Origin of the sequence: Sporosarcina sp. GW1-11, from assembly GCF_033088395.1 — a bacterium.
Taxonomy (GTDB): domain Bacteria; phylum Bacillota; class Bacilli; order Bacillales_A; family Planococcaceae; genus Sporosarcina.
On sequence record NZ_JAPMIW010000023.1, the window covers coordinates 1 to 25,148 of the forward strand.

21 protein-coding genes and 1 other annotated feature are annotated in these 25,148 nt (G+C 39.7%); of the genes, 5 read left to right on the forward strand and 16 right to left on the reverse strand.

The window, feature by feature from the left end; all coding sequences use genetic code 11:
• Nucleotides 1-398 precede the first annotated feature (398 nt).
• Nucleotides 399-1,862 (reverse strand): O-antigen ligase family protein, encoded by a 1,464-nt coding sequence (locus ORD22_RS12575; protein WP_317646391.1) that lies wholly within the window; start codon nt 1,860-1,862, stop codon nt 399-401.
• Between the two features lie 231 nt (nt 1,863-2,093).
• Here ORD22_RS12575 and ORD22_RS12580 point away from each other — a divergent pair, with 231 nt between their 5' ends.
• The gene (locus ORD22_RS12580) at nt 2,094-4,118 is read left to right on the forward strand and encodes an S-layer homology domain-containing protein (protein ID WP_317646392.1); all 2,025 of its coding nucleotides are present in this window, start codon (nt 2,094-2,096) and stop codon (nt 4,116-4,118) included.
• A 53-nt stretch (nt 4,119-4,171) separates the two neighbouring features.
• Here ORD22_RS12580 and ORD22_RS12585 read toward each other — a convergent pair whose 3' ends face one another.
• From ORD22_RS12585 to ilvD, 10 genes are all read right to left on the reverse strand, one after another.
• Complete coding sequence (locus ORD22_RS12585; protein WP_317646393.1) at nt 4,172-6,436, reverse strand: S-layer homology domain-containing protein; 2,265 nt, start codon at nt 6,434-6,436, stop codon at nt 4,172-4,174.
• Nucleotides 6,437-6,671: 235 nt separating this feature from the next.
• Nucleotides 6,672-7,256 carry a 3-isopropylmalate dehydratase small subunit gene (gene leuD, locus ORD22_RS12590; protein ID WP_317646394.1) on the reverse strand — a complete coding sequence of 195 codons (585 nt, stop codon included), beginning with the start codon at nt 7,254-7,256 and terminating at the stop codon, nt 6,672-6,674.
• A 13-nt stretch (nt 7,257-7,269) separates the two neighbouring features.
• On the reverse strand, nt 7,270-8,682 hold the full coding sequence (gene leuC, locus ORD22_RS12595; RefSeq protein WP_317646395.1) for a 3-isopropylmalate dehydratase large subunit: 1,413 nt from the start codon (nt 8,680-8,682) through the stop codon (nt 7,270-7,272).
• Between the two features lie 155 nt (nt 8,683-8,837).
• Entirely contained in the window at nt 8,838-9,014 is a 177-nt protein-coding gene (locus ORD22_RS12600; protein WP_317646396.1) for a hypothetical protein, read from the reverse strand.
• 84 nt (nt 9,015-9,098) lie between these two features.
• Entirely contained in the window at nt 9,099-10,199 is a 1,101-nt protein-coding gene (gene leuB, locus ORD22_RS12605) for a 3-isopropylmalate dehydrogenase (protein ID WP_317646397.1), read from the reverse strand.
• Between the two features lie 66 nt (nt 10,200-10,265).
• Complete coding sequence (locus ORD22_RS12610; RefSeq protein ID WP_317646398.1) at nt 10,266-11,807, reverse strand: 2-isopropylmalate synthase; 1,542 nt, start codon at nt 11,805-11,807, stop codon at nt 10,266-10,268.
• On the reverse strand, nt 11,794-12,828 hold the full coding sequence (gene ilvC, locus ORD22_RS12615; RefSeq protein ID WP_317646399.1) for a ketol-acid reductoisomerase: 1,035 nt from the start codon (nt 12,826-12,828) through the stop codon (nt 11,794-11,796). Before ilvC ends, ORD22_RS12610 begins: the two co-directional genes overlap by 14 nt.
• Nucleotides 12,829-12,858: 30 nt before the next feature.
• Nucleotides 12,859-13,377 carry an acetolactate synthase small subunit gene (ilvN, locus tag ORD22_RS12620; RefSeq protein WP_317646400.1) on the reverse strand — a complete coding sequence of 173 codons (519 nt, stop codon included), beginning with the start codon at nt 13,375-13,377 and terminating at the stop codon, nt 12,859-12,861.
• Entirely contained in the window at nt 13,374-15,125 is a 1,752-nt protein-coding gene (ilvB, locus tag ORD22_RS12625) for a biosynthetic-type acetolactate synthase large subunit (protein WP_317646401.1), read from the reverse strand. Before ilvB ends, ilvN begins: the two co-directional genes overlap by 4 nt.
• Before the next feature lie 99 nt (nt 15,126-15,224).
• Nucleotides 15,225-15,475 (reverse strand) — a binding site (T-box leader).
• 2 nt (nt 15,476-15,477) lie between these two features.
• The gene (ilvD, locus tag ORD22_RS12630; protein WP_317646403.1) at nt 15,478-17,145 is read right to left on the reverse strand and encodes a dihydroxy-acid dehydratase; all 1,668 of its coding nucleotides are present in this window, start codon (nt 17,143-17,145) and stop codon (nt 15,478-15,480) included.
• Nucleotides 17,146-17,947: 802 nt separating this feature from the next.
• On the opposite strand from ilvD, the gene sda reads away from it, so the two are divergent.
• A complete protein-coding gene (gene sda / locus ORD22_RS12635) occupies nt 17,948-18,085 on the forward strand; it encodes a sporulation histidine kinase inhibitor Sda (RefSeq protein ID WP_317646404.1) in 138 nt (45 codons plus the stop codon).
• Between the two features lie 175 nt (nt 18,086-18,260).
• Nucleotides 18,261-19,415, forward strand: coding sequence for a polysaccharide deacetylase family protein (locus tag ORD22_RS12640; RefSeq protein WP_317646405.1), 1,155 nt, complete (start codon nt 18,261-18,263; stop codon nt 19,413-19,415).
• Between the two features lie 40 nt (nt 19,416-19,455).
• Here ORD22_RS12640 and ORD22_RS12645 read toward each other — a convergent pair whose 3' ends face one another.
• The 4 genes from ORD22_RS12645 to ORD22_RS12660 form a co-directional block, all read right to left on the reverse strand.
• Nucleotides 19,456-19,770, reverse strand: a complete 315-nt coding sequence (locus ORD22_RS12645) for a DMT family transporter (protein WP_317646406.1) — start codon at nt 19,768-19,770, stop codon at nt 19,456-19,458.
• Complete coding sequence (locus tag ORD22_RS12650; protein WP_317646408.1) at nt 19,733-20,119, reverse strand: DMT family transporter; 387 nt, start codon at nt 20,117-20,119, stop codon at nt 19,733-19,735. Before ORD22_RS12650 ends, ORD22_RS12645 begins: the two co-directional genes overlap by 38 nt.
• Nucleotides 20,120-20,215: 96 nt before the next feature.
• Nucleotides 20,216-20,800, reverse strand: coding sequence for a TetR/AcrR family transcriptional regulator (locus tag ORD22_RS12655; protein WP_317646409.1), 585 nt, complete (start codon nt 20,798-20,800; stop codon nt 20,216-20,218).
• A 532-nt stretch (nt 20,801-21,332) separates the two neighbouring features.
• Complete coding sequence (locus ORD22_RS12660; RefSeq protein WP_317646410.1) at nt 21,333-21,743, reverse strand: hypothetical protein; 411 nt, start codon at nt 21,741-21,743, stop codon at nt 21,333-21,335.
• A gap of 285 nt (nt 21,744-22,028) precedes the next feature.
• Here ORD22_RS12660 and ORD22_RS12665 point away from each other — a divergent pair, with 285 nt between their 5' ends.
• A complete protein-coding gene (locus tag ORD22_RS12665) occupies nt 22,029-22,634 on the forward strand; it encodes a YflT domain-containing protein (RefSeq protein WP_317646411.1) in 606 nt (201 codons plus the stop codon).
• A 184-nt stretch (nt 22,635-22,818) separates the two neighbouring features.
• The gene (locus ORD22_RS12670; protein ID WP_317646413.1) at nt 22,819-23,499 is read left to right on the forward strand and encodes a C40 family peptidase; all 681 of its coding nucleotides are present in this window, start codon (nt 22,819-22,821) and stop codon (nt 23,497-23,499) included.
• Between the two features lie 42 nt (nt 23,500-23,541).
• Here the strand turns inward: ORD22_RS12670 and ORD22_RS12675 are convergent, their stop codons facing one another.
• Nucleotides 23,542-25,101, reverse strand: coding sequence for an FMN-binding glutamate synthase family protein (locus ORD22_RS12675; protein ID WP_317646414.1), 1,560 nt, complete (start codon nt 25,099-25,101; stop codon nt 23,542-23,544).
• Between the last annotated feature and the right edge of the window lie 47 nt (nt 25,102-25,148).

Here is a 25,148-nt window from a genome sequence, read left to right on the forward strand (position 1 = left end):
TACAGACTTCAGTAGGTTGACTCAAAATGAGATCATAGGGTTCTTGTTAAATTTCAATCAAATTCCTAGAAAAGTACTTAATTTCAATACGCCCTTTGAGGTATTCATGAGTTATCTGACGCGTTCGACTTGATTTGACAATTTACCAATACAAATAAAAAAACTTAGTCAAAAGCTGGAACTTCCCCTCGCTATCTTTAGAAGAATACACTAGTGAAACGTAGTGTAAGGCGGCGACTCAGGGAGGATCAGCCCGACAGGAGAGACAACCAGGGGAGCTTGCGACCGGTTGGCTCACCGCGGGCCCTCCTGAACGCGTCCGCCTGGAGCGCAGTGAAACGGTAACCTTCCCGCTCCCTAATTCTTTCATCTCCATAGAAAAAAACTACGAACGGAGGTTATCCATTCGTAGTTTTTGATTGTTGTTTTGAAAACGCGACAAATGCGCCGAATAAGATGAAGTAGAACAAGGTGTACATTTTCAGTTCCCAAATATTATAGTACATACCTGAAACGCCTGTGGAAAACCATAGGGCAATCATAAAGACACCGAAATTTGTCTTTCGTGCTTTCCAGAAGTACCACAGCATACTCAATAAGAACGAGGCGAAGATCAAGACTCCAATGACTCCTGTTTCCGCGATTACTTGAATGTATTGATTATCTGAATAGAAGTACTTCCCACCATAGATATCTGAACTAATACCGTAATGATCATAGATTGGTGAACCGTACGAAAGCGTAGCGGAGCCACCAAACGAACCAAATCCAGTACCTGTTACTGGATGATCTCCGAAAATCTCGAAGCCTTTTCGAATATAGAAGAATCGGCCACTTTCCGTCATCAACGTTAAGTTTTTCTCATCAAACGTCTCACCGAAACGCTCTCCGATACTCCCTGTGGTTGGCGGCTTTTGTTCAATATCCATACCTAGCTCTTGTATATAGTCCACAGCAAGGTTGACTGGATAATAGATCAAAACAATAGATGTAATACCTGCTAACACTAGACGTTTCAGTAAATACCATTTTCTTGTCATGACGATGAATACCACGCCGAAAGTAAATGCTGAAATCCAAGTACCTCTTGAGTAGGTCAAGATTAGAATTCCTATGAATAAAACAAGCAATACACGGAACGTCCACTTGTATTTATTCGCCTGATAGATATGTTGTAAGTAAATTAGACCGATAATACCGAAGAATAAAGATAAGGCTAACGAATTTGGATTACCCGCCAATCCGTAAATCCGCACAAAGTTTGTTGCAGATAGCACTTTATATTTCCACTCTTCGGGTAGAAGCAATTGACGCAATGATAGTTTCTCAACTAACCCATGCAGTGACATGACAATATTCGTCCAAACAGTCACCCATGCTAGATTTTTCAACCATTGATTGGTAAGCGTCATTCTAGAAATCGTGTAATACAATAAATACATGATGATAAACGTACGAATTTGGAAGATAATCGCTGTCGGTGCTACATCATTGAGAAGCCCTACAATCGATCCAAATAGAATGAAGGCGAAATAACTCCATTCAAACCACTTAAACGTAAATAACGCGCGAATATTACGTCTATACTGAAACAGCGTCCACGCAAGGACAACAAAGATAATTAAATCCCCTATCAATTTCAGTCCACTATTCACTTCAATTAAAAATGGTCGAATATTGACGTAGATCACTAAGAACAGAATACTTTGCTGCGGTTGTAAACATGCGAATATGACAAAAAATAAGGCCGTACTGAGTAATGCTATTTTTGAAGGCAGCAGCAAAGCAATAAGCATAACTGCCACTGCAATCAGTAATGTAATTGTAGATTGTTTTTCTAATCGTTCGATCCATGTATTCATTAGACTATAAAACCCTTTCTGCACTTGCGAGTTCCTTGTTGCATTATATCACTATCTTGGACGGAATTGTGAAAGCTTTCGTTTCATCTTTTCAAATTCATACAAAAACTTTTAAATATGTTTGGGTAATGAATTCCTCTATCATACGAATCTACCAATATCCTGAATCCACCTTACTTAGTGTAACAGTTTCTGATACACTTATGAGAGATTTATAGAGGAGGGTTTGATTTGAAAAGATGGATTACACCATTTGTATTGTTACTTCTACTAGTTTCTCCGTTTTTTTCTTCCATTGCAAGTGCCAATGATTTCAACAATCATCAAATGAAAGAGGAACTGTCATATTGGGTCAATAAAGGCGTCATTCAAACCGACGCAAAAGGAAATGTTTATCCGAATCGTGCAGTCACACGTGGGGAATTCGCTTCTTACCTAACACGTTCTCTCGCATTACCCGTCTCGACAAAGCACACATTTAAAGATTTACGGGCGAATCAGTCACGTACGATTGAAATACAGAATGCGGCAGGAGCTGGCATTTTAGGTGGTTATCCAGACGGTACATTCAAGCCAAACCAAGAGATTACTAGACAGCAAATGGCAGGTATGATTTATAAAGCATTTCGCCACTTAGGTATTAGCGTTAATTCAGCAATTGTGCCGTTTAAGGATAGCAAGAAAATTTCGCCGAACTTTGTTGGTGCTGTATCCGCTGCGTCCAACTTACGTATTATTCGCGGAGACAACGGATATTTTAAGCCAACAAACAATGCAACAATCGCTCATGCATCGGCGTTCTTATATAGAATGTTCGCAGTTACTAACCAAAGTGGATCACCCGTTCCAACGCCTCCAACTGGGGATAAGGAAAACCCAGAAGTACATAAGGTTAGCTCCATTTCAAACAGCCAACTATATGTTACAAACGATTCCTATCTCAGTTTTGCGGATGCGTTAGCTGCTTACAATGCAACATCCGCGATCCAAACTATTTCAATCAACAATAAAATTGTCAAAATGAAGTCTGGACAAGTATTTGCGGCGGAAAATCCAAAGCAATACACGTCCCTATATAGTGACACGGCATTAAAAAAAGAAGTAACATATGTTCAAAAAGGACATGAACTAGATTATATCGGAAGTAGTGAAGAACGTGTTGTTGTAGGTTTAGGTGGCTATACATACTACGCAAAGCATGCAGAAGTCGACCTAGTGCCGACACAACTATCTACAGGCTCAAGCTACTATATAGTAACGAACGACGGCCTACTCGTTCATTATCCGTACTACAGAACATACAATACGAAGACTAAACAATATTCAGGAAGATATACAGAGTACACTGTAGGACCTGCTTCCCCTGCCATGAAAAAAGGACAGACATATACAAGTAACGACGGTGTTCATTTTACAGAGCAAGGAAGTGGACAAGTTGTAACCTACTATCCATACTTCCAATTCCAATCCGTGCGTCAACCTTCTTCTTATACAGCGGAAGAATTAAATCGTTTTATCATCAATGCGTTAGATGCTAGACAAAAAACAGGTATCGCACGTTATAAGTCAGCAAAAACTAAGTCAAAACTAATTGGCCTTGGCTCTTATGTTAAAAAGATGGAAGAGTTACACAATGTAAATGCTATGTTCATATTAGCTACTGCTATTCACGAAAGCGATTATGGTATGAGTGCAAACGCTCAAACTAAAAACAATATTTTCGGCATTCGCGTATTTGATTCTGCCCCAGATAAAGGGGAATTCTATCAACATCCTACGAAAAGTGTCGATGCTTTCATTACTCGCTATATCAACTTGAATTACGCAAATCCGTTTGGCGCTTACGCAAATGGAGCTGCGCCCGGAAACAAAGCCGTTGGATTCAATATGAAATACGCATCTGATCCATACTGGGGCAGCAAAATTGCAGGGCATATGTGGAGAATTGATCAATTCCTAGGCAGTAAAGATGTGAATCAAGCAGAACTTGCATTTGTGTCCTATACAGGTACAACAAATGTCAATATCCGCACAAGCCCTACATTGAATAACGGTAATAATATCTTATTTTCCTATAAAGCGAAGCATCCGGGTGAGAACTCTGCATTCGGTTATCCCCTTGTCGTCGTAGATCGTACAAACGACGAGGACGGCTATGTGTGGTACAAAGTATTAGCAGACACAAATCCAGAATACAAACGACCTACCGAGCGATTTGGCTGGATCCGTTCTGACCTAGTGACTGTTATTGAGTAAATTACACAACAGCAAAACACCATCTCCTAATAGCTGAGATGGTGTTTTTGACATTACAGTGCGTCCGTATGTTCCTTACCTGCTGGAAGTAAGTTCGACATATTGATTCGTTGTAACCCTTCTTTAATCTTCGTTGTGTAGCCTTGTTTCGTCTTATTCAAATAACCTGCTTTTGAACGAATCATTCGCTCAAAGACTTTGGCTTGTGGCGGGTTCACTTTTGACCACATTTCATACGAATGAATCAAATCTTCCAATGTTAAATGAACATAATCTCTTCCAATAAATTGTCCATCCGGTGCACGTTTGTACCAAATATCACCATCACTCCGAATCCACTTCTTCTCCTCTGTCCGAATCGCCTTTTCAATAGCGCTGGCGTTCTCTAAATAGACAGGATTCTTAAATTCTTGGTATGCTAACAATAGGATATTCATCCCTCCAAGTAAGTGATTCATGGAAGTATGTGTCCGAACTCGCTGTTTCGCTGGGAAGTAGTCAGGAATGTAGTAGGCTGTTTTCGACAACGCACTGACATTGCCGCTCTTATGTTGCTGCACGAGTAAGTTCGCGTAATTTCTTAAACCTTCATTGTAATCTTTATGTCCAAATGCGTTTCCACCATTATAAAGGAATAATGCAATTTGTTCATTAAAACGTGTATCAACGAATGGTGCCGTAAAGTTATACAAGTGTTTCAAATACGTACTCGTTACTTCAGTTTCCCAATACGGTTTACTACCTCTGAAAATTGTTAAGTTCGTGAATGCGTTATGGAGTATATTTTCATAAAACCGTTCTTGTGTTTGATTATAAAGAAGCATGACACGATCTTCTTTCACTAACAATAAATTGCGACCATATCCCCTGCCTGAAGCGGGCATTGGTTCAATTGTAGTCGCCATTTTATTATATGGACCATTGGCAGTGTACCACTTATTACGTTTCTTATAATACGCAACTGATTCACGCATCCACGCATCCATACGTTCATTCGTCGAGAATAATTTCTCTGCTGACGCTAAATACCATTGATCGACTATATCATAACCACGGGAGTATAACTGATAAATGGATACGCGTTTTGGGCCCATCATAATATTGCTATATGAATCCTTCTCTTCTTGTAATTCACGGGTATGGCTAGTTGCACCATTACTGTAACGCAACTCTAATTCACGTGAACGATACGATTTCGCAATCATCTGTTGACTGGTACCTTGAGTTGTTATCGTTTCAAGTATACCAACCGGCGAAGTAGCAATATCGAAACCAAACGTTTCATCAATGTCTTTTTTAATTGGATATTTACTATAAGACTCTAAGCGCATCGATTGAATATTGTCTTCTACTTGCACTAAATCTACGCGGATTGGTAATCGATCAGGATTTCGTAACTCAGCAAACACAAAGTAGTCACCATTTGGCAATTCACGTTTTGTTACGGTCACTCTTGTCTTATTCATATCACTTACACCATAAACATAGATCCGGTCTGTAGCATGTGCATGCTGCTTTACGCGTTGTGCACTTAACTGCAAGTAATTATTTGACCGTAAGAACGTTTGACTATCATCTGATAATGGTACGTTTACAAAGTTCTGTGCAAATCGTATCGGTTCAAATTTGCCTGTTGTTTGTGGTTTATTGAATTTGATTGGTTCTCTCTCTTCTAACATACCTGTCTGGATCATCGCTCTATGTAAAAACACTACGAAAGATCCCCGGGTTACAGGATCCTTAGGAGCAAATGAACCATCTTCCTTGCCCGTTGTAATTTTATGTTGCATCAAAACTTTCACACCGAACTTATGCGATTCACTAATTTTATGATCATCAGTAAAACGAACTTCTTCCCCGGTATCTTCTAATTTAAACGCCCGGACTAAGACACTTGCCATTTGTTCTCGCGTTAAGTTATCGCTAGTTCCAAAAGTTCCGTCCGGCTTACCGCCAAAAATCCCTGCCTGATAAGTGGCCATCGCCCCTCGTAAATTCGAGGATTTCGAGCTAACGTCTTTGAATATTGGCTGATAAGGTGCTTCTGGTAAATTTAAAGCAACCGTTAATAAGTTTGCAGCTTGCCCCCGTACAATATTAAGGCCAGGACGAAACTGCAAATCCTGGTAACCGTTAATAATCCCCTCATCTACTAGGTGCATGACTTCATCTTTAGCCCAGAATTCATTGCTAATATCTGAAAACCGCTGATCTTGCACTTCCGCTTGCGCATCAAGTAAGGGGTAGTTAAGGGAAACTACTAGAGAAAATAGAATAGAAAAAAATAACATGCGTTTGTTTATTTTGGATGAAATCATCACGGTAAAAATTCAACTCCATTTACTGTATTTCTTTGCTGTAGTTTGTATATCTCTGCGCTATTATAGCATATGGACATAAGTAAAACGTATACATATACATCCTTCTGTCTTCACCACATCGTACAGACGGAAGTTTTCGAAAATAGTTTCAAAAATCATCACCTTTTCAGTGAATAGGAAAAGGCTGTCACGGAAAGACATTTTTCAATGTCTTTCTGGACAGCCTTTTCTATTATGCATGCTGTTTTTCGTACGCAGCAATTTGATCTTCGTATTGGAATGTCAGAGAAATCTCATCCCAACCGTTTAGCAACATCTTCTTATAATATGGGTCTATATCGAAGTTATATACTGTCCCATCTTCACCTGAAACTGTCTGCTCTTCTAAGTTAACCGTCAATTGGTAAGGAGCATTTTTACCTTTAGCTAAAAAGTCATCTACTTCCGAAATAGATAGCTTGATCGGTAAGATCCCATTCTTGAAACAGTTACTATGGAAAATGTCTGCAAAACTTGGCGCAATAATGACACGGAATCCGTAGTCTAGAATAGCCCATGGTGCGTGTTCACGTGATGAACCACATCCAAAGTTATCATGCGCTACAAGAATTGTTGAGCCATCAAAACGAGGATCGTTCAATACGAACTCTTCATTTTTTGAGCCATCCGCATTAAAGCGCCAGTGATAGAATAAAAACTCACCGAAACCTGTACGTTCAATTCGCTTCAAGAATTCCTTTGAAATGATTTGGTCTGTATCTACGTTATTTTTATCTAATGGTGTAAGCACACTCACTATTTTATTAATCGGTTCCATCTATATACCCTCCTCAATTATGCACAGCCGCATCGATTTTGCGTACATCTACGAAATGTCCGGCAATAGCAGCAGCTGCAGCCATTGATGGGCTGACTAGATGTGTGCGAGATCCAGCACCTTGGCGCCCTTCAAAGTTTCGGTTTGAAGTCGATGCACAACGCTCTCCTGCGGGCACAACGTCATCATTCATTGCAAGACACATACTGCATCCTGATTCTCTCCACTCAAACCCTGCATCTATGAAAATTTGAGCCAGACCAATGTCTTCCGCTTGTTTTTTCACCGTACGTGAACCTGGAACTACAATTGCTGTCACAGAAGGATGAACTTTTTTCCCCTTGACGACATCAGCTGCTGCTTGTAAGTCACTTAAACGAGCATTTGTACATGATCCGATGAACACGTGCTGGATGTCGATTGAAGTCAACGCTTGTCCTTCTTCTAAGCCCATGTACTCTAAAGCTGAACGAAGCGCTGCCTTCTCTGTTTCGGACGTATAGTCTGCAGTCGTTGGAATATGCGCAGAGATTCCAGAGCCCATAGATGGGTTGGTTCCCCAAGTTACGAAAGGCTCGATTTCTTCCGCTTTAATTTCTAATACTTGATCAAACTGTGCACCTTCATCGGTGTTTAATGCAAGCCAACGTTCAGCTGCTTCTTCAAACTCTTGACCTTGTGGAGCATAACGACGACCACGTAAGTATTCGATTGTCGTTTCATCAGGACCAATTAAACCAGCTTTAGCTCCTGCTTCAATCGACATATTACAAATAGTCATGCGCTCTTCCATAGATAGTCCACGGATTGCTTCACCTGTATACTCAATGATATGCCCCGTTCCTACGCCAATTCCAAATTTCGAAATAATCGCAAGGATAATATCTTTAGCCGTCACGCCAAAACCAATTTTCCCAGTTACTCGGATTTCCATCGTTTTTGGTTTGTTCTGCCATAGTGTTTGTGTAGACAATACGTGCTCTACTTCACTCGTTCCAATTCCGAAAGCAATTGCACCGAACGCACCATGTGTAGACGTGTGGCTATCGCCGCAAACAATTGTCTTACCAGGCTGTGTTAATCCTAGTTCTGGACCAATAATATGAACAATTCCTTGGTCCGGGTGTGACATATCTGCTAATTGGATACCAAACTCTTCACAGTTTTTTTCTAACGTCATGATTTGTTTTTTTGCAATTGGGTCGTTAATAACTGGTAAGTTTTTTGTCGGAACATTATGATCCATAGTTGCAAAGCATAGATCGGGTCTACGCACTTTACGATTCGCTAGACGTAAGCCTTCAAATGCTTGCGGTGATGTTACTTCATGTATTAAATGAAGATCGATATAAAGTAAATCTGGCTTTCCCTGTTCTTCGTAAACTATATGTTGATCCCATATCTTCTCTATAATTGTTTTAGCCATAATTGTTTCTCCTTCCAAGCCACTAGTTTTACATAGTTGTGGCACTCAATTGCAAGCGCCAGCCTCTCGGGACACTTCGGTCATTTCGAAAAGGTGCAAAAGGCGCACCTTTGTCGATATGCCCTCCAGTGCCTGTCGAGGCTAGACGGCGCTTTTCACTTTTGTTCATCCAGTTGTAAGCGCCAGCCTCTCGGGATACTTCGGTCATTTCGAAAAGGTGCAAAGGACGCACCTTTATCGATATGCCCTCCAGTGCCTGTCGAGGCTAGACGGCGCTTTTCACTTTTGTTCATCCAGTTGTAAGCGCCAGCCTCTCGGAACACTTCGGTCATTTCGAAAAGGTGCAAAGGACGCACCTTTATCGATATGCCCTCCAGTGCCTGTCGAGGCTAGACGGCGCTTTTCACTTTTGTTTATTAAATATAAGAGTACATGATGCTGTTGGATACGAATTGAAGATCTAGTTCATCTACAATTTTATCTGTCCATTCTTTTGTAGACAATGGGCGTTGATCTTTGCCGGCTAAATCGGCTGTGAAATACCCTTCTTCAAACACTGTATTAACAGCTTTTTCAATAGCAGCTGCTTCTGTTTCTAATCCGAATGAATATTTCAACATCATCGCAACTGAAAGTATAGTTGCTGCTGGATTGGCAATTCCTTGTCCTGCTACGTCTGGAGCTGATCCGTGTACGGGCTCGTATAGACCTAATCCATCGGAACGAACGCTTGCTGAAGGCAATAGCCCTAGCGAACCTGTAATAACAGACGCTTCGTCGCTCAAGATATCTCCAAACATGTTCTCTGTAATAATGACATCAAAATAAGCTGGGTTCGTAATAAGTTTCATAGCAGCAGAATCTACTAATTGATGCTCCACTTGTACATCTGGGTAATCTGCTTTCTTCTCATCCACAATTTTTCTCCATAGCTTACTAGACTCGAGTACATTCGCTTTGTCCACAGAAGTTACTTTGCCTTTACGGACACGGGCAAGTTGGAAACCTTTGTCGACAATACGTTCGATTTCTTCACGTGTATACACTAACGTATCCACTGCAGATTGATCTGTATGGTGGCTCGGTTTTCCGAAGTATAATCCTCCAGTCAATTCCCGAACAATCATCATGTCTACTTCCTTGACAATCTCTTCTTTTAGAGGAGAAGCTTGGATTAAAGAAGGAACAGCTGCAACAGGACGAAGGTTTGCAAATAGATCAAAATGTTTACGTATTGCAAGCAACCCTTTTTCCGGCCGTAACTCAGACGGATTCTGATCCCATTTAGGGCCACCCACTGCTCCTAGGAGAATGGCGTCACTTGACTCACATAACTCAATTGTCTCTTTTGGAAGTGGATCATTTTTCTCATCAATAGCTGCTCCACCAATTAACCCATACTCAGTATGGAATGTATGGTTAAAACGTCTACCGATTACTTCCAACACTCGAACTGCCTCTGCTACTACCTCGGGTCCTATGCCGTCGCCGGGTAATACTGCTATTTTCTTTTCCATAGAACTTCTCCCCCTTGATCAATCTCATATCATTCAATCGAATACTCTGTCTCTTTTGATCACTTATTAGTTAAGTAATTCTTGTTTACGTAATCTTTCGCGAACTAACTGACGATTAATAGCATTTAAATAAGCTTTTGCAGATGCTTCTAGAACATCTTGTGCAACGTCACGGCCCTTTAACTCTAATCCGTTGTAGCTTAAGTTTACTACTGCTTCACCAAGTGCATCGCGACCTTTACCAATCGAAGTCACACGATAATCCAAAATAAGTACTTCACCTTTAATGACCAATTCTAACGCATTAAAAATAGATTCAACAGAACCTGCTCCAGTCGTAGCAACTGTTACAGTTTCTCCGCTTGGTACAGTTGCTGTTACTGTAGCTGTCGGAATATTGTTCGTGCCATATTGTACTTGAACATTGTGCAATTCGTAGATCGGTGTATCTGTGTCTGCTAATTGTTGTCCAGTAAAGAGTACGAACAAATCGTCTTCTGTGATTTCTTTTTTGCGGTCCGCTAGCTTTTTGAAGTCAGAAAACGCTTCATTTAATTGATTATCATTTAGTTCAAAGCCCATCCTAATGGCACGATCTTTGAATGCATGACGACCTGAGTGTTTACCAAGTGCTAATGGCATATCCACTTCACCGATTAGTTCAGGTGTGATGATTTCATATGTTTGACGGTTTTTCAGCATGCCATCTTGGTGGATACCAGATTCATGTGCAAATGCATTTTTACCGACAACTGCTTTGTTTGGTTGGATGACAACACCTGTCAAACGACTTACCAATTGGCTTGAACGTTTGATTTCTTGTAGGTTGATGCCTGTCTCCATATTGTAGAAGTCTTTACGAATATACATAGCGACCGCAATCTCTTCTAAAGAAGCATTTCCAGCACGCTCGCCGATCCCGTTAATCGTACATTCTACTTGGTCTGCACCGTTCTCGACTGCTGCAATTGAATTAGCAACTGCCATTCCTAAATCATCATGACAGTGTGCAGAAAGTTTTACTTTTTCTACTCCTGTCACGTTCTCTTTCAAATACTTGAATAGAGCACCGTACTCTGCAGGTGTTGCATAGCCTACAGTATCTGGAATGTTAATCGTTGTAGCTCCTGCTGCAATTACTTGATTGATGATTCGCACTAAGAATTCAGGTTCTGAGCGAAAAGCATCTTCTGCTGACCATTGAACGAGAGGGAAAAATTGTTTTGCATACTTAACTGCATCCACTGCAATATCTATTACTTCATCAGGAGACTTTTTTAATTTATACTCCATATGAATAGGTGATGTTGCTAAAAATACATGGATATGCGGTTGTTCTCCACCACGTAATGCTTCCCATGAAATATCGATATCACTCTTCATCGCTCTTGCAAGACCTGTAACTGTTGAGTTTTTCACAGTATTGGCAATGCGTTGAACGGCTTCGAAATCACCTGGGGATGAAGCAGGAAATCCTGCTTCAATAACTGCTACCCCAAGTTTTTCTAGCTGACGAGCGATCTCTAATTTTTCTACTGTATTTAGATTAATCCCTGCAGATTGCTCACCGTCGCGAAGAGTTGTATCGAAAAAATCAATTTTTCTCACTCGCTACCACTTCTTCCTCTTTTGATTTAGCTCCTTCGTTAATGAATGGCATCATAGAACGAAGCTTTTGACCAACAACTTCGATTTGGTGCTTAGATTCTGCTTCTTCGATTGCATTGAAATTCGGACGACCGTTTTTGTTTTCTTCGATCCATTCTTTAGCAAATTTACCTGATTGGATGTCTGTAAGGATATCTTTCATGCGTGCTTTTGTATCTGCATCTACAACACGTGGTCCAGAAACGAAATCGCCCCACTCTGCTGTGTCAGAGATTGAATAACGCATTCCAGCCATTCCGCCTTCGTACATTAAGTCAACAATTAGCTTTGTTTCATGTAATGTTTCGAAATATGCTAGTTCTGGCTGATATCCAGCTTCTACAAGTGTTTCGAATCCAGCTTTGACTAGTGAAGTCAATCCACCACAAAGTACTGCTTGCTCTCCGAATAGATCCGTAACAGTCTCTTCTTCGAAAGTTGTTTCCAATACGCCACCACGAGCAGATCCGATACCTTTTGCATATGCAAGAGCGATATCTTTCGCTTGACCAGTTACGTCTTGGTAGACAGCAAATAGTGCTGGAACTCCGCCGCCTGCTTCAAACGTTCTGCGTACAAGGTGTCCTGGTCCTTTTGGAGCTACTAGGAATACATCAACGTCAGCTGGTGGTTTGATTTCGCCGAAGTGTACGTTGAAACCGTGTGCGAATACAAGTGATTTTCCTTTTGCTAGAGCTGGTTCAATTTCAGCTTCGTATACAGCTTTTTGATTTTCATCTGGAAGCAAGATCATGATCAAATCTGCTTTTTCAGATGCTTCTTTAACAGATAGCGCTTCTAGTCCGTCAGCTTTTGCTTGATCGAATGATTTACCAGCACGAACCCCTACTACTACGTTGAAACCTGAATCTTTTAAGTTACGAGCATGTGCGTGACCTTGTGAACCGTACCCGATGATTGCGATTGTTTTACCTTCTAATAGTCCTTCATTGATATCCTGGTTATAATACATTTTCGTCATTTTAATTTCCTCCTAAGTGTGTGTGTAAAATTATTGTTTTAAGATTGACAACTGTGGTGCTTGAACTTTTTGCATATCACGGACAAATGCCGTCGCGCCAGTTCGTGTTAATTCTTTGATGCCATATGGTTTCAGCAAATCGATAAATGCCTCGATTTTATCTGGGTCACCCGTTACTTGGTACGTTACTACATTCTTTCCAGAGTCAACAATTGTCGCCCGGAAAGGTTCAACAATACTATTCATTTCAGAACGGATTTGTGGTGGTGAGATCACCTTTACTAAAGCTAGCTCACGCAACACAATCGCTTTGTCTGTTATATCTTTAACTGTAATAACATCAATCTGCTTCTGCAGCTGTTTTACAAGTTGTTCAATTTTGTTTTCATCTTCCACATGAACTTGGAACGTCATTTTTGAACGATTCGGTTGTTCAGTTGGTCCGACGGTAATACTTTCAATATTGAATTGGCGTTTCATGAGAAGTCCCGTCACACGGTTTAATACGCCGCTTTGATTAATTACTGTTACTGTAATAATTCGTTTCACTGAGGACTCACTCCAATCATATCTTGTATGCCTTTACCTGGAGCAACCATTGGGAAGACATTTTCTTTTTGTTTTACCCGGCAGTCAATCAAGACAGGCTCATCAGATAATAGCGCTTCTTCAAACACTTTTTCTGCTTCTTCAAGTGTATGGATACGATACCCTTTAATATCATAAGCTTCAGCTAGTTTAATGAAGTCAGGTTGTACTGGAACTAGTGACTGGGAATAGCGCTCTTCATAGAACGTTTCCTGCCACTGACGTACCATTCCAAGTGCACCATTATTTAAAATAATAACTTTTACCGGAATACGCATTTCCTGAAGTAATGATAATTCTTGAGCTGTCATCTGGAAACCTGCGTCTCCAACTACTGCGATTACACGCTCTTTCGGTCTAGCAAGCTGTGCTCCAATTGCTGCTGGGAAACCAAAGCCCATTGTTCCAAGTCCACCAGACGTCACCCAATTGTCTGGATTATTGAAGCGATAGTATTGTGCTGTCCACATTTGGTGCTGACCAACGTCTGTTGTGACGATAGCATCACCTTTTGTGATCCGATGGATGATTTCCAACGCTTGTTGCGGCAATAATTCCTTTTCATCTTCTTCGTACCATAATGGATATTTCTCGGATGATTTTTTTAAGTGTTCTACCCATTCCACTGTATCGGGTGATTTGAAGTCTGCTTTTAACAATGCAAGCAATGCTTCTCTAGCATCTGATACGATAGGAATTTCAGTAGGAACGTTCTTACCAATTTCAGCTGGATCGATGTCTACATGAATTACTCGAGCATTCGGTAAGAAGTGGTCTAAATTCCCAGTCAGGCGGTCATCGAATCGAGCGCCGATATTTAGCAATACATCACAATCAGTCAATCCATAGTTCGCTGTTGCTGTACCGTGCATACCTGCCATTCCAAAGAACAATTCGTGATCACCGTGAATTGAACCTAAGCCGAGCAATGTGTTGACAATAGGAATACGATGAGTTTCGACAAGTTTTTTCAATTCTTCTGTACCACCTGCGTGAAGAACACCTGCTCCAGCAAGAATCATTGGTTTCTTGGCCGTAGAAAGAGCTTTCGCTGCTTTTTGAATTTGCATATAATTTGGCACAGTTGTTGGCTGATAACCTGGTAAATTCACTTCTTTATTCTCTTTTTCAACAGGTACAAAGATGTCCACCGCTACGTTTTTCGGAATATCGACAACCACTGGTCCTGGTCTTCCGGTTGATGCAATATGGAATGCTTCACGAATAATGCGTGGCAGATCCGATACATCTTGCACTTGGTAATTATGTTTCGTGATTGGCTGTGTAATACCAACGATATCAGCTTCTTGGAACGCATCCGAACCAATTACTGTGCTTGCTACCTGTCCTGTAATAACGACTAATGGAAGTGAATCCATCATTGCGTCTGTAATACCCGTTACTAAGTTCGTCGCTCCAGGTCCTGATGTTGCGATGACTACACCTGTTTTTCGAGAAACTCTTGCATACCCTTCAGCTGCGTGAATCGCTCCTTGTTCGTGACGTGCTAAAACGTGTGGAATCGGGTCGTTATATAGCGCATCATAGATTGGAAGAACTGCTCCTCCAGGATATCCAAAGATTACTTCTACGTTTTGTTCTTTTAACGCTTGAATTAAGATTGCAGAGCCATCTGCTGGCTTCTTTTTTGATTGATCCATAGGCATCGATGCAGTTACAGTCTGTTTTTCTTGTACTTCAGCACTCATACTGAACTCCCCCTTGCTATTTTCAACTATCTATTAGTCACTGACGTTTTCCCTTAAAAAAAAACCTTTTCATCCCACGCAAAGAATTAGTATTCCTCACATAGGGATGAAAAAGCTTTCATGGTACCACCCTAGTTCGTGACAATTGTCACCTTATGAAAGAGCAAGTCGAAACTTAACTCTTTCATTGCTAACGAGCCCAATGCTGAGCCCGAGACTGTCTAATCGGCGTACCTTTTAACAGTCCACTCCGAGGGGATGTCGTAAATAGTTGTATTGCCGGCTTCCAGCACTACCGGCTCTCTGTGAATACAAGTTTCTATCTACTTTAACCTCATCAACGTTTTATATATTATATTTTCATTACGCCGCCTGTACTGGCAGATGTAACTAATTTGGAATATCTAGCAAGATATCCTTTTTTAATTTTTGTTTCAAAAGGTTTTAATCCTTTGCGTCGTTCAGCAAGCACTTCATCGGATACAACTAACTCGATTGTACGGTTTGTCAAATCGATTTCGATGATATCTCCATTTTCTACAAGAGCGATTGGTCCACCTGCTGCAGCTTCTGGTGAAATGTGTCCGATTGAAATACCTCGAGATGCTCCAGAGAAGCGGCCATCTGTGATAAGAGCTACTTCTTTACCTAGCCCTTTACCCATAATCGCAGAAGTCGGTGCCAGCATTTCCGGCATTCCAGGCCCGCCTTGTGGTCCTTCATATCGAATAACAACTACATGGCCTGCTTTCACCGTATCATTGTCGATATTTTCTTGCGCTTCTTCTTGTGAATCAAAGACGATTGCTTCTCCCCTGAATTCCTTTATAGAAGGATCAACTGCTCCGACTTTAATGACAGAACCTTCAGGAGCTATATTACCAAAGAGAATGGATAGACCACCAACTGGACTATATGGATTATCTTTCGTTCTTATTACTTCTGTATTTGTAATTTCATGACCAGCAACTTCTTCTGCAATCGTCTTACCTGTGATCGTAATTCGATCTTTGTGAATCGCTCCGTCAATTTTACATAATTCATTGATAATTGCGCTCACACCGCCGGCTAGATGAATGTCATGCATGGAATAATCAGATGCTGGCATAATCTTGGCTAAATACGGCACTCGTTTTGCCACATCATTTACGTCTTCAATATTATAATCAATTTCTGCTTCATGCGCGATTGCTAACGTGTGGAGTACTGTATTAGTCGAACCACCCATAGCCATATCAAGCGCGAATGCATCATCTATTGTTTCTTTCGTAATAATATCGCGGGGTTTAATATCGTTTTCGATACAATCCATTAAATGTTTTACTGCCTTCTTAATGAGCGTATGTCGTTCATTTGAAGTGGCAAGAATTGTCGCATTTCCTGGTAACGCCATACCGAGCATTTCCATCAAACAGTTCATAGAGTTTGCAGTAAACATTCCAGAACATGATCCGCATGACGGACATGCATTTTCTTCAATGTCTAGTAGTTCTTCAGCGGTCATTTTCCCACTCTTGTAAGCTCCAACACCCTCAAATACAGATGTTAATGAAAGAGTCTCACCCGTTGAGGATACACCTGCTTCCATCGGTCCGCCTGAAACGAATACTGAAGGGACGTTTGTACGAACTGCAGCCATCAACATACCTGGTGTAATTTTGTCACAGTTAGGTATATAGAAGACACCGTCAAACCAGTGTGCGTTAATAACTGTTTCTGCAGAGTCTGCAATCAGTTCACGACTTGGAAGTGAATAGCGCATACCAATATGCCCCATTGCAATTCCATCATCAACACCAATTGTGTTAAATTCAAACGGAACACCGCCTGCTTCCCAGATCGCTTCTTTTACTACTTCAGCAAATTTATTTAAATGCACATGGCCTGGAATAATATCTATATAAGAATTACATACTCCAATGAATGGTTTGTGCATATCTTTTGTTTTAACACCTGCTGCATATAGTAAGCTACGATGTGGTGCACGATCTATTCCTTTTTTAATCATGTCACTTCTCATTGCAATCTCTCCTAAACTAATTGAACGAATCAATTCCTAGTTATAAAAATTGTATTCAGTTGAATATTCTGACTAGCAAGTGAAAACTTTCACAGCTATGAACTAGATTGTTGTTATCATATCTTGTATATGATTAAAGGTCAACTGTATTTTTAAAGTTTTTCAGCAATTGTGACTAACAGAAAACTAATGAACACGCTTACACACGCGATATATCGCGATATATTGCATATCAAAGTTCATGAAATTTTTTTTATTTTCTTTGCTATTCTTCTGACTTAATTGCACTAGTTGATTCAAAATAAAAAGATGGCAGATCATAGACCTTGAATCCAGCCTCTCTGATTTCTAATTCTAGAAGGCTTCGTTTCCTTAAAGAAATCTGTGTTACCTACTCCTATTTGCTAGAAATCACTTTTTTGAATTCAATTTATTTAAAAGTAACTAGTACAATTACCCTTTAAAACGACTTCCTTCTATTAGAGTGTAGCAATTTATCGAGAATAGCAGTTCCAAATTTTACGTGACTTCTATTTCACGTCAATAGAACCTAAATTACACTAAATCTTTCGACAATTTTCGACACTTGTATTTTTGTTTATAACTCTATACACATTATCCACTCCGAGCTATTGGAGTTTATCCATACTATGCACAAACAGCCCACAGCTTATCCACTGTCACTGTGGATAAGGCGAACGGTTGTTCTTTTAGGAAGCGTCTGGTAAAGTTATGAATATCATCTTGAGAAGCTACTACAAGATACAGGCATTTCATTCTTTTTAAAGGAGGCGGTTCTATCATGCTTGAGTTGTCGGATCAATTGCTGCTCTATTCTTACCAACAAGCTCGAAAGCTCAATTTAAATCAGGAGTTTATCAAACTGTTAAAAAGAGAAATACAGACGCGTTCCTTGGAATCGATGCAGCCATCTAACTAGCCTTCTCTTTCGTTACTTCGGATATATCTGAGATTCCTCAGGTATATCCTTTTTTATTGAACCTGTTCACGAAACTACACTCTTAGCAAAACTTGATTAAGCTACCTTGTATTATTGTTTTAGATACTTTACCATTACAGAGGTGCTTAAAAGTAGATAGGAGATTAGATAAAGAATGAGAAAGTTAGTCGTGTTAGTTGCTTTAATATATAGCTTATTCTTTAGTACACTTAAGATTGAAGCCACTACAGATCAAGTAGTAAAACTTGCAGCTACGGCCCCCGCGTTTAAAGATACAGAAAAAGTTGCTGTGTTCTCTAAAAATACAGTACACACAGTAACCCATTCAGATGATCGCTTTCATTATACTAAAATCGGTAATTTAGACGTTAAATTTTCAAAAGCGTATGCTCAAGTGAGCAGTTCAGAATCCAATCAATTAAAAAGTGCAAATCCTGTACGCTTATTTACGGAAAAACAAGTCAAAGTATATTCGGGCAAAAATTCAAAGTCACAAGAGCTTGGTCATCTACAACCTGAGCAAGTAATTTATACACAGCGTCTACAAGGTGATTTCTACCCTATAATTTTTGGTGGCAAGACAGGTTATATCTATAGAAAAGATATTGATATTCAAAGTGGTATTCCTGTTATTATGTATCATGATTTAGTACATAATAAAGTAGATACTAATGTATCTACCCTTGAAGTAGCCAAGTTTAAAGAACAAATGGCATATTTGAAAGAAAATAACTGGCGCACTATTTCAACAGAAGAACTAACATTATGGCTTCAAAAGAAAATAAAGCTCCCAGAAAAGTCGGTATTGATTACATTTGATGATGGTTATTCTTCTACAGCCGAACTTGCATACCCGATATTAAAATCTTATAACTTTAAAGCAACATCATTTTTGATTGCAAGTCGGATTGATAAGGAAGGCTATTTAACAAAAGGCCAGATAAAGAAAACACAAGATGTATTTTCCTATCAAAACCATACGTACGACTTGCATAGTTTTAATTCTATGACGAACTTAGCTCTGTTAGAATACTTGCCTAGACTAGTGATTCATAATGATATTCTAAAAGCTAGCCAGATAATCCAAACGATCTTGCCGAAACAACAAGCAGTCTCCTCCCTAGCTTACCCTTATGGTAAAAGAAATACGGAGACCATTCGAGCGAGTAAAGTAGCGGGCATTAAAAGCGCCTTCACTATAACCGAAGGAAACGTCTTCCAAGGCGATTCACCTTTCCATTTAAACCGCCAACGTGTAGATTCTAGTATGTCCATTAAAGATTTCGAAAAGAAACTGCTCGGAAAATAAAAAGAACAATCCATTGTAGTAGATGGATTGTTCTTTTTTGTTAAGATAAAGCTTTTAATCCCACAACGCCAAAAACGATTAAGCATAAACTAACGATTCTGCCTGTACTTTTTGATTCACCGAAGAAAATCATATTAATTATTACAGCGCCCGCAGTACCTAAACCAATCCATACTGCATAAGCCGTGCTCACTTGAAGGTATTTGAAGGAGTTATAAAGTAAGTAGAAAGCCAATCCAAATCCGCCGTAATATAATAAGGAATTCTTTACATTCTTGTTCTCACTATATTTATTCAGCCCGATCACACCAACAAACTCACTTAGAGCTGCCAACAGCACCAAAATCCACCCCATGCTCCTCCACTCCTTTCAACGCTTTCTTTTCCTCAAGTCCATCGGCAACTTTCAAACCTACTACGCCAATGACTAATATGAAAATGAAGAATACTTTTCCTAAACTAATATGTTCTCCGAAAAATATGATATCCATTAATGAAGTACCAACCGTTCCAATTCCAGCAAATACCGCGTAAACAGTCCCTGTCGGCAAATCTTCACATGCTTTTGAAAGAAAGTGAAAGTCTATAAAAATAAATGCTACAATGAAAATCCAATGCCACCAGTGAGTGGCTGTATTAAATCCAAAAATCCACACTAATTCAAAAAAGCTCGTTAACGCTACGTATATCCAAGCTTTACTCATATAAACTCCTCCAATATATTTTCCTATCCTAATTTGACTGACTGTCATTCATTTTATCATAAAAGCTAACATTTGGCTATGCTAACTTTTCGAAGTTTATTTTTTTATCGTTTGAAACTGCAATGCATGTGTCAAGAAGTCTAATACTTCTTCCTTTTGACGATCCGCTTCACTTTCATCATGGTGAGCGTATAAAAATACTTGTTCTGCAGTCGATTCTATGAGGCCTATAATGATTTTCGCTGTACGTTCCGGTTTGATTGACTGACGAATAGCACCTTCTTTTTTAGCTGCTTCAAGCTTTTCGCTAATCCATTGATAAAATGGCGCGTAGACCGATTCCCATTCTTTAATATGTTCAGTAGAAGCTAATCCTGAATAAATGACTGCTAAAATCTCATAATACTCTTTGTTTACCTCATATATAGCATCTACCATTTGTTCAAATTGTTTTGGGTATGTTGCTTGATCATCCACGGTTCGCTTCACAACATCCATCGTTTTCGCTACCATTACTTCAGCGATAGCTGGCATCAAAGCTAGTTTTGATGGAAAGTATAAGTAAAAGGTTCCTTGCGCAATTCCTGCACGCTTGACGATATCAGAAATCTTCGTCTTCTCTATCCCCTGCTCTTGGAACACTTCTATAGCTGAATGAATTATCGCTGTTTTTTTTGCCAATGAACTTCCTACTTTCTATCTACAGATTTTCAACAGTATATCTCAAACATTCTTTTCCGACAACTTATGCATGGCTTTCAAGCTGACAGATGACTCATATTCATTTATTGTGAATACTAAATTACTAAAATTGTTATCACTTTATTAGCACGTTGTATTTCTCGCATAGCTTAACATAAAAGCATATATTTCGAGTTGCAATTGCGATCGTTTACTACCTTCTACCAGTACGTGGGTCATCGGAATTGTAGTCTCTTTCACTTTCTACACAGTTGCTACTAAACTAAGTGAACAATCTTCAGCAACTGAAGTTTCTGAGATCCCTATCGCAAGTACAATCAAATAAAAAAGTAATCATCCGGATAGCGCCTGATGATTACTCACTGTATCATTCCTGAACAGAATGCACATTATAACTTTAGCACATTGCAGAGACTCATTTCTGCAATGTGTTTTTATTGTGCTAACATTCAGCAATACTGTCACCACTAAAACATGCTGATCAAACAAATGATTAGCATGTTTCCATTAATTATTTAGCTTCCAATGTTTCCTGGACGAACGTTTCTCCTCTTTTACGCGCTTGGATATCTATGCTTTGTTCCGGATACTCTTTTTCAAGACGCTCATAAAACTTTTTCACTGTTTTTTCTGCTTGTTCTTTTTTCATGTCCTCAGCCACTTCAAAGTCTAGCAACACAAAGCCACCTGCATCTTCTGTAATGATCAAGCTAATATCAGATACGCCATCTTCTTTTGCGAACTCTTCTTTCAACTCATCATTCGAAGTAGATGTTTCAGATTTATCAACTACTACTGGTGTCTCTATTTCAGGTGGTTCAGTTTGTTCCTGATTGACTTTATCTTCCTTAGGCTCCCCGTTACAAGCTCCTAATAATAGTAGCGACAAACCAAGTGGTGCCAACAGATGTCTTTTTTTCATGATATGACCGACCCTTTCTTTTCCAAATTATACTGCTCATCCTATCATATAGGTAAATCACTGACAAAGATTTTGAGTAGTATAGGTGAATGAGGATAGTTTTACATATTCATCCACTCGTTCGATAATAAGAGTCACTTTCTTCATTTTCATACTAAAAAATTCTTCACTCTTTGACGTTTTTGTTCTTAAAGAACCTTTAGTAGTAAGACTTATGTTTTCATATGCTGACAACGGGGTATGTTAGATATACTAACTACAAGGATATGAAGAGGAGGCAAAGTAATGCACGATATCAATAATAAGACATTTATAGGTGTGTTTTATAACGATTCGGATCTTCTCGACAAAATCGATAAACTTAAGTTAACAGGTTACCTTGACGATAATATTTACGTAATTGCAAAAAACGAAACCGATATAGCTATGTTACGAAGTCGCACTGCAGCCGATGTGCATGCTGCTTATGATTCTTGGGCAGATCATTTTATGGGATTCCTAACTGGGGAAAACCACATTAAGAAGATGATGTATGATGTAGGGATGAACGACAGCCAAGTTAATCGTTACTATGAGGAAGTTCAACATGGTGGGATGTTGCTTTATGTAGATGAAGGATGGGCGTATAATGTTTATACTAAAGATGAAATTTACTATAAATCTCCATTAGCCTCAGACTCTCCACATGCTTTTTCGACTATAGAACCTCACATAGATTCATCGAACTCTATTGAAACTAATAAACGCGTACAACACTTTGCAGAAATAGAACCTTCTTACGGTGGATATGAGCCACTTAAAAATCCGCCATATCCAGAATCTTTAGCTGCTTCTAAAAGATCAAATGCCGTCATGTACGAAGAAAACCCAAAAGATTTTCCAAGGAATTAATTTATAACTACTTTAAGCCAGCGTCCCTTTTGGAATGTTGGCTTTTTATATTACATTCTGTTTACAGATGTCGAATTTTGTAACCTCTTCTTAATATGAACGTAATGTTTAGCTCCTCACTAGTCGTGTAAGATGTTACTTGCAGCTAGAGAGTAGCATAATTTATTCTGAAGGAGAGTCAGTAATGAAAAAGATGTTCGTTTCAATTTTGATGGCAACAATTATGATTATGGGCTTTACAGGAGGAAGTGCTGATGCAGCTAGTAAAGCAACAGCAAAAAGTGGTGTATACATAACGACTCATAATACAAATGTCCGCGCGGATGCGGGCACTGCACATAGAAAAGTCTTCACGCTTAAAAAAGGCACACGTGTAAATTTGACACACCAAAAGTATGCAGGTAAACAACTATGGTACAAAGTAAAAATCAACGGCAAAAAAGGGTATGTACTTAGTTCACTTTTGAAGAAATCTACCGGTAAAGCAGTTGCATCATCGACACCCGCAAAAAGCAGTTCAGGGGTTGTTAAAACAGCAATGAACTTAAGAGGCATTCCTTACCGCTTTGGCGGAACAACAACAAGAGGGTTTGACTGTAGTGGGTTCATTCAATATTCATTCAAGAAAAATGGTAAGTCCGTTGCAAGAACAACGACTGGCCAATACAAGCAATCAGCTAAAATTAAGTCGCCAAGACCTGGTGATCTCGTATTCTTCCACAATACATACCGCAGAGGAATTTCTCATGTAGGAATTTATGTCGGGAATAATAAATTTGTTCATGCTGGCGGAAGAAAATCAGAAGTTGTTAGTTTAAGCAACCCCTATTGGAAGTCTAAATTCAATAGCTTTAGAAGAATTTAATTACCAAAAAGAACTCGATGAATCCAATCATCGAGTTCTTTTTTATTCTACAGAATGTATTCTCCCCTGTTCATCTTTATAGATCACATGATGACGTTCAAACTTTGTTGGAGAATCTAGACCTGCTGCCGCAGCAACACGGAATAGCCCTTCCCGCATCGTTAAGATATAGTTGGTGACACGGAACTTCTTTTCTTCCACGACTAATGCTCGTTGTAAGTTTTTATCCGTCGTTGCGACACCTGCTGGGCACGTATTCGTATGACATCGTTCTGCCATAATACATCCTACAGAGATCATGAAGCCGCGGGCAATTTGGATCAAGTCTGCACCTAAAGCTAATGCAATGGCTGCTTTATCAGGCGTTATAATCTTTCCTGAAGCGATAATTTTTACTTGATCGCGCACCTCGAATTTCTTTAAAGCATCATCTAACAACACGAGCGCAGAGCGAAGTGGTAAACCGACACTATCGGCTAAGTCTTGATACGTTGCACCTGAGCCACCTTCTGCTCCATCCAATGAAATGAAGTCAGGACCCATACCGGATTCAGCTATAAACGAAGCTAATTCTTCGGCATCTTGCTTGCCACCAATAACAATCTTAATCCCAACCGGCTTCCCACCTGCTGAGCGAATATCTTCAATGAATCGGAATAAGCTCGGATAATCATCGAATTGATTGAATCGATTGGGACTATTAATAGATGTAAAAGGTGTGACATTTCGAATGGCTGCAATTTCTTCCGTTACTTTCTCACCTTCAACATGCCCCCCACGCATTTTTGCACCTTGGGCTAACTTTATTTCAAATGCTTTAATTTGGGGTATTTTCGCTTTCTCTTTAACTTTCTCTATATCAAAGTCACCTGATTCGGTACGAAAGCCGAATAAACCAGAACCAATCTGAGCAATAATATCTGCGCCACCTGCTAAATGATGATCCGATACACCACCCTCGCCTGTGTTCATCCATGCACCTTGAGCCATCCCTATTCCTTTTGACAGTGCGGTAATCGCATGATCCCCTAATGCACCATAACTCATGCCCGACTGTCCTAGTAAGCTACGGACGACGAATGGTTGTTCACAATTTGGCCCCAAGACAATCGCATCACTTTCTGGGAGTAGCCACGGAAGCGTCGTCACTTCCTCACGATGTTCTTTACGTGAAAATAAATTGTCTGCGTCTACTTTATAGCGCATCGTTTTCATTAAGTTTTCATTATCTACTCGCATTTCGTCATTTTGCTTCGTGAACATAGCATTCCGAATATAGTGACCTGGTTCTTGAAAATCTCTTTTGGAACCGAACCCTATAACACTATTCAAGTATTTACCGGGCATGACCATATGTAAATATTCTTCGCGACTAAATGGTTTGCCGCTATTATCGTCATTAAATAAGTACTGCCTGACTTCCGGTCCAGCTTTCTCAAACATATAGCGCACTCGTCCGAGTATCGGATAATTACGCAAAATGGAGTGCTGCTTCTGACTTCTATCAAAGAAGAACAAAAATACAATCATCATAATTGGTATGATCAAGATCATTAATACCAATAGAGATGTTGTCAAATTAATCCCTTCAAACCAACTCATACTCCCACTCCTCTCTCATTACTATTCTACCTGTACCCTTCACTAGT